This is a genomic window from Cyanobium sp. BA20m-14 (assembly GCF_024346295.1).
In genome coordinates, this window is sequence record NZ_JAGQCR010000011.1 from 20592 (window position 1) to 27276 (window position 6685).

Below are 6685 nucleotides of genomic sequence, written 5' to 3' on the forward strand. Positions count from 1 at the left end.
AGAGATCCGAGCCGATCCAACTTGCATGCCCTGGCCCAGGCTCCAAGCCTGCTGATCAACGGGATCCAGGATGGCTGGCGCACCAATGTGGAGCTGATCCAAGAGCTGGTTAACCACCGCTTTTTTCAGTCGCTTGGCGCGGTTGATTGGAGTAAGTATCAGATTGGGCCCATTTTGATCGCCTCGGTGTTGATCAACCTGCTGGAACTGGCATCCCCCCTCTACATCAATATCGTTTACACGTCGGTTTTGCCGAGTGGCTCGATGTCGAGCCTGGTGGTGATGACGGTGGCCGTGGTGCTTTTGATGGTGCTGGGCGGCTGGCTCAAAACGGTCCGGCTTGGTTTCACCGGTGGTGACGGCGCCCGGCTAGAGCACCAGCGGCGCCTTGAGGGGCTGGCGCGCTTCTCACAGATGCGCCTGAGCGATTATCTGAGCGTCTCGCCCGCCACCCACTTGGAGCGGCTCAACAGCATCAACCTGCTGCGCGATGAGAGTGCCCTGCAGTCGCTCACCACGGCGATCGACTTGGTGTTCTCGCTGCTGTTTGTGCTGGTGCTGTTCTTGATTGCAGGCAGCGTGGGCATCGTGGCCGTGATCGCCATCGTGATTTACCTGCTGAGGGCCTTGGCCTTCGCTCGCGACTACGAGGGGATCAGCAAGGAGCGCGACCGGCTGGAGCTGGAGCGGCTCAGCTACCAAACCAAGCTGATGGGCTCGATCGACCTGATCAAGTCGAATGGCCTGGGCCGTCAGTTTCTGGTGGGCAACGAGCAGCGCCAGGAGGAGCTGGCCTGGCAGCGCATGGTGAACAACAAATTCAGCGGCACATATCAGGCCTTTGGTGCCCTGATGAGCCAGCTCACCTTTGCGGGCATTGTCACCTGGGGTGCCCTGCTGGTGATCCAGGGAAGGCTGCTGGTGGGTGCCCTGGCGGCAGCCCTGCTGCTGGCCGGCAAGATTCTCAACCCTTGGCAGCAGGCCATGGGCCTCTGGAACAGCTACCGCCGCCTGGCCCATTCCCGCGATGAATACGACGCCCTGATGGCTACACCGGTAGAAGCTGAAGGCGGTGACAAAAAACTGGCCCTGCCGGCCGATGGTGTCCTCAGCCTGGCGATCGATGGCCAGCCCCTGGCAGTGATTCCCAATGGTTCGGTGGCCCTGCTGCGCGATCAGCAATTTGGCGCCAGCGCCCGCCACCTATTTATGGCTCTGATCCAGATCGAGGCCGACCCCCGGTTCCAGCTCAATGGCCTGCCGATAGGCAGCTACCACCGGGAGGCCCTGCGGGATGGCATCGCCTATGTGGATCCCTCCCGGGACTTCTTCGATGGCACCCTGCTGCAGAACATCACCAGCTACCAGCCCCGCCGTTACCAGCGCCGGGCCCTGTTCTGGGCCTTCCTCGCCGGGCTCGACACAACTGTTCGCAGCTTGCCTCAGGGCTACAGCACGGCCATGGGCACCTCGTTGCCCACCGGCCTTTCGCGCGATTGCCAGCAGCTGTTCCAGGTGGTGACGGCCCTGGCCCGCTCCCCTCAGCTGCTGCTGCTCGACCTCAGCGACTGCTCTTACGGCAAGGAGTTTATCGACGGCCTGCAGCGGATTCTGGGCCGCACCAAGGGCCGGACCACCGTGCTGATCAGTGGCGCTGGCCGGGTGCTCGGCTCGGTGAGTGACCAACAAATCGACATGCCGGCCCAGGGCCGGGAGGTGTTCGCATGACCAGTTCCCCTTCCCGCGCCATGTTGCTGCGCGACCTCACCCTCAGCGCGGAAGCGCCGATGGCCTTCTGCGTAAGGCTGTTGCTGCAGCAGATGCTGTGGACGGGCCGTCCCGATGAGCTGTTTGAGCTGATCAGCAGCGACCCCCGCCAGATGGACCTGGTGGATGCCCGCAACCTGCTGCTGAGGCTCGGCTATGGCAGCCGTATTGAGGGACTAGAGAGCTGGAGCCAGCTCAATCCCCAGCTGCTGCCGGCCCTGTACGTGGGGCCAGACAACCTGCCCTACGTGCTCTCGCGCACCAGCAAGGGCGAGCTGGTGGCGGGCAATGTCAACGGCCGCACCGACCTCTACAGCCTGCCCACCGGTGGTTGGTTGGTTTTCTTGCAGGACAAGGGCAGCACTGAGCGGGTGACCCTGCAGCAGCAGATCCTCTATCGGTTCACCAACCGGATTTCGGTGCTGTATGGGATCAGCTTCGCCCTGGCGTTGCTGGCGCTCACGCTGCCCTTCTACATCCGGGCGATCTACAACGTATCTATCCCCAGCACGAGCCTGCTCTCCACCTTCTGGATCTTCCTGGGGGCGGTGGTGCTGTTTGTGCTGGATTGGATCTTGCGCCAGTGGCGCACCACCCTGCTCTCCCAGCTCTCGGGCCGGCTCGATGCCCTGCTGGGCGTGAATCTGGTGGAGAAGCTGTTCGGTCTCGACTACCGCCAAATCGAGACCCTCGGCCAGCACGGTCTCACCAACCGGCTGAGTAACCTCGACGGCCTGCTGGCCTATCTGCAGGGACCCCTGGCCCTGGCCTGTCTGGATTTTCCCTTTGTGGTGATCTACCTGGGGGCCATCGCCTTGATCGCCGGGCCGCTGGTGTTTGTGCCGCTGGTGCTGATGGTGCTGAGCGGCCTGCTGGTGTGGCTGCTATCGCGCTACTACACCGGTGCCTCCGAGCTCAACCTGGCTACGGGCATCGGCATTCTGCAAGCACAGCAGGAGCTGGTGAATCGCTTCCTCGAGGTGAAGCTGGCCAATGTGGAGTGGGTGTGGCTGCAGCGGCTGCGGGGCCTTTCGGCCCAGAGCACAAGCAGCGCTCTCACGATCAACCGTCAGGTGGGTCGCCTGCAGGTGATCACCAGCACCATCGCCCAGCTGGCAGGGGTGCTCACCTTGGCCGTGGGGGTGTGGATGGCCTACAGCAACGACCAGGGTCCGGCGGCCATGGGCAACCTGATCGCCGCCATGTTCTTTGTGTTCAGGGTATTTACGCCGTTTCAGCAGCTGATGAATGCATTGCTGCGCTTCGATTCGATGCGCAAGCAATATGGCCAGCTGGATCAATTCTTCAAGCTGCGTAGCAGCAATCGCTCTGCCGGTGCCTTGGTGAGTGCCCCGCGCATGCGCGGCTCGATCCTGCTTGATTCAGCTGCCTGCCGTCTTGGCGGCGAAGGGGTATTGGCTATCACCCGGGTGTCGCTTTCGGTGGCGCCGGGCGAACTGCTGGCAATCACAGGCAATGCCGGCTGCGGCAAGAGCACGGTGCTGCGGGTTGTTGACCAGCTCTATCCGCTGGTGAGCGGCACCCTGCTGTTTGATGGCAAGGACTACCGCCAGTTCAGCGCCGAGGCGATCCAGCGCAACATCGCCTACCTGATGCCCCAGAGCCAGTTGCTGCCCGGCACGATCTGGAGCAACCTCACGGCCATGAATCCAGACGCCACCGTGGCTGGGGTGCGCCAGATCTGCGCCAGCCTGGGCCTGCTTGATTTCCTCGATTGCTTGCCGGACGGCTTCGACACGTCTCTCACCGATGAGGTCGTCTATCAGTTGCCCAATGGGGTGCGCCGGTTGATGGCCCTGGCCCAGGCCCTGATCAAGGACACGCCGATCCTGTTGATCGACGACATCAGCCAGGGTCTGGCCCCGGATCAGTTCCAGGCGGTGCTGGAGGCCCTGCCCTCGCTGCGGCGCTGCACCTTCAGCGGTCAGGACCGCAGCATCATCCTGGCCACCGACAACAAGTTGCTGCTGGAGAAGGCTGATCGTCTCTGCATCCTTGATAAAGGCGTCACCTCGTTCCAGGGCACGGCTGAGGAGCTGCGAGCGCGTATGCAACAGAAAGCAGCCTGATCCCTTTTCTTTATTTCACCGCACCCCTTCCTCGTCATGACCTCCATACCCGTCAACGGCCCCAACTCCATTTCTGGCAGCGACCCTGCTGATTCCTCTTCCTTGGCCCTTCCGCCCGCCGGCGGCCTGCTGGCCCGGCTGCCCGGCATGGACAGCCCTGATGCGATCACCCTGGTGGGCCGCAGCCGCCTTAGCCAGGCCCTGGAGCTGGAGGAAAAACCAGACAACCGCTACCTGCGGCTCAGCCTCTATGTGCTCGGCGCGGCGGCCTTGATCTTCTTCCCCTGGGCGGCGCTCACCCCCATCACCCAGGTGGTGAATGCCTCCGGCGAGGTGATTCCCAAAGGAGAGGTGAATGTGGTGCAGCACCTCGAGGGCGGCATTGTGTCGCGGGTGGATGTGAGCGACGGCGATGAGGTGCGCGAGGGCCAGGTGATGCTGGAGCTGCGCCCCAACCTGGTGGAAAGCGAATACCGCGCTACTGAGCAACAGCTAAAAAACCTGCTGCTGCAGCAACAGCAGCTGCAGGCGGCCATCCGTGGTGAGCGGGTGCTGCCTCCCACCGAGGGCATCAAGCAGGGCAACAAGGTGAGCCAGGCCCAGGTGGACCTGCTCAACAGCCGCATGGACAACCGCGAAGACCAGATAAAGGCGGCTCAGGCCGTGGTGGGGGAGAAGCGAGCTGAGGTTTCGGGCCTCAACAGCCAGATTGCCCTCTATCTAAAGCAGCGAGCGATGTGGGCTGGATTGGTGGCCTCCGGAGCCGCTTCCCGCCTCAACCTGCTCGATATCGATACCAAGCTGGCCGAGATGCGCGGTGCCCGCAATGAGTCGCTCAAGGCTCTCTCCCAGGCGGAGGCAAACCTCAATGGCGTGAAGTCGGGTCTGGTGTTCGAGCAGAACTCCCAAGTTGCCCAGCTAGTGAATGAGGAGGCCGTGGTTGCCGAAAACATCAAGAAGGTGCGCAACCAGTTGGAGCGCACCAAGATCACGGCCCCGGTTGACGGTGTGGTGAGCGACCTGCGCTTCAAGGCCCCCGGTGGCGTTGTGGGTCCTGGTGCGGTGGTGCTGTCGGTGGTGCCAAACAGCACCCAGCGGCTGGTGGAGGTGCGGGTGCCCTCGTCTGATATCGGCTTTGTGAAGCCCGGTCAGAAGGTGGATGTAAAACTCCAGCCCTTTGATTCCACCATCTATGGCTCGGTGCCCGGCCGGGTGCTGAGCATCGGCGGTAACTCGGTGCAAGACCCCGACGACCGCAAGTATTACTACAAGGCCCGCATCCAGCTGGATCGCCAATTTGTGGATGTGGCCAACCGCAAGTACCCGATCTCCGTTGGCATGCCCCTGGTGGCCGACATCAAGGGCCCCCAGCGCAGCGTGCTGCGCTACATCTTCCAGCCGTTCACCCGCACCCTGGATTCGGCCCTGCGCGAATCGCGCTGAGGGCCATTCGCTCCCAACTCTCAGCGACCTCTCAGAAACCCCAGATCGATTGCTCTGCAGTCAATCTGGGGTTTTTTATTGGCGGATTTGTTGCCGCAGTTCTGCAGTGGCTCTGCTGAACGGTTTTTCCCCTAGGCATGGCGCTCCGCTGTGCATACCTTGGATACAGAACCCGATGGGTCGCTGTGCGCAGCTGCCTCGGCCTGTCCCCCGTTTCGTTCCTTCGCGGCAATACCCATGGATTCGATGCAATTCACGAACTTCACTGGCGAAAACGAGGGCGATTCGGAAAGTCGCAATAGGGTCAACCAGCCTCCCGAGGGCGAGACCTACTTAGCGGGCGGCACGGGTGCCACCGACGAGGGCAACACCCCGACCGGTGAGGGAGAAGACAACACTCCCATTGAAGATGCCCCTGAGTCAGGCCCTGGTGTCCAGGACGTCACCACCAATGTGGATGATCCGGAGACCGATCCCGAAGGCGGCGGTGGTGGTGGCATTGGCGGCACTAGCACCACGAACGCTGCACCGCAGCAGCCGTCCGTGGTGCAAACGGGTGTGGCGCAGAGCGATCCGACGTTGGCTACACCGAACCCGTTGGCGCCTCCGCCGGAGCCAACGGCGGCCAACATTCCCCCTCTGGACCTCGATGAGACCCAGACCATCGATGAGGACGGCGTCGCAACGGGCAATGTCCTCCTGAATGTGGAGGATCCGGACGGTGGTCCGGCTGTGGTGACGCAGTTCACGATTCCCGGTGATCCCACGGTCTACCAGCCCGGCCAGACGGCCACGATCGACGGCATCGGCACGATCACGATCGCGGCCAACGGCGACTACACGTTCACGCCGGTTGAGAACTACAACGGCAGCGTGCCGCCGATCACCTATGCGTTGTCGGATCAGGCGGGTGGAACCGCGACCTCAACGCTGAGCATCACGGTGACGCCGGTGAATGATCCGCCGGTGGATGGGGATGAAAGCCAGACGATCAACGAAGACAACCCGGCAACGGGGAATGTGCTGTTGAACGTGGTGGATCCAGATGGCGGAACGCCAGTGGTGACGCAGTTCAGCGTGCCTGGTGACCCGAAGGTTTATCTGCCTGGTGAGACAGCGACGATTGCTGGTGTGGGCACGATCACCATTGATGGCAATGGCAATTACACATTCACGCCAGTCGCGAACTACGACGGCAGTGTGCCGCCGATCAGCTATTTGGTGAGTGATGGGAATGGCGGAACGGATACGTCGACGCTGACGATCACCATTACCGGCACCAATGACGGACCCACCATCGGTGATGTGGCCAACTTCGGCTTCACGGAAGCTGCTGATGCCTCGGCTCAGGATCTGAGTGCCAGCGGCACGGTGTCCTTCGGCGA

4 protein-coding genes are annotated in these 6685 nt (G+C 62.4%); all 4 read left to right on the forward strand.

Annotation, left to right across the window (positions count from 1 at the left end; all coding sequences use genetic code 11):
* Nucleotides 1–21: 21 nt before the first annotated feature.
* Nucleotides 22–1728, forward strand: coding sequence for an ABC transporter transmembrane domain-containing protein (locus KBZ07_RS02275; RefSeq protein ID WP_254930087.1), 1707 nt, complete (start codon nucleotides 22–24; stop codon nucleotides 1726–1728).
* Nucleotides 1725–3857: an ATP-binding cassette domain-containing protein gene (locus tag KBZ07_RS02280; protein ID WP_254930088.1), complete on the forward strand. Its 2133-nt coding sequence runs from the start codon at nucleotides 1725–1727 to the stop codon at nucleotides 3855–3857. Before KBZ07_RS02275 ends, KBZ07_RS02280 begins: the two co-directional genes overlap by 4 nt.
* Before the next feature lie 36 nt (nucleotides 3858–3893).
* On the forward strand, nucleotides 3894–5300 hold the full coding sequence (locus KBZ07_RS02285; RefSeq protein WP_254930089.1) for an HlyD family type I secretion periplasmic adaptor subunit: 1407 nt from the start codon (nucleotides 3894–3896) through the stop codon (nucleotides 5298–5300).
* A 237-nt stretch (nucleotides 5301–5537) separates the two neighbouring features.
* On the forward strand, nucleotides 5538–6685 hold a 1148-nt coding region (locus KBZ07_RS02290; RefSeq protein WP_254930090.1), incomplete at its 3' end, for a tandem-95 repeat protein.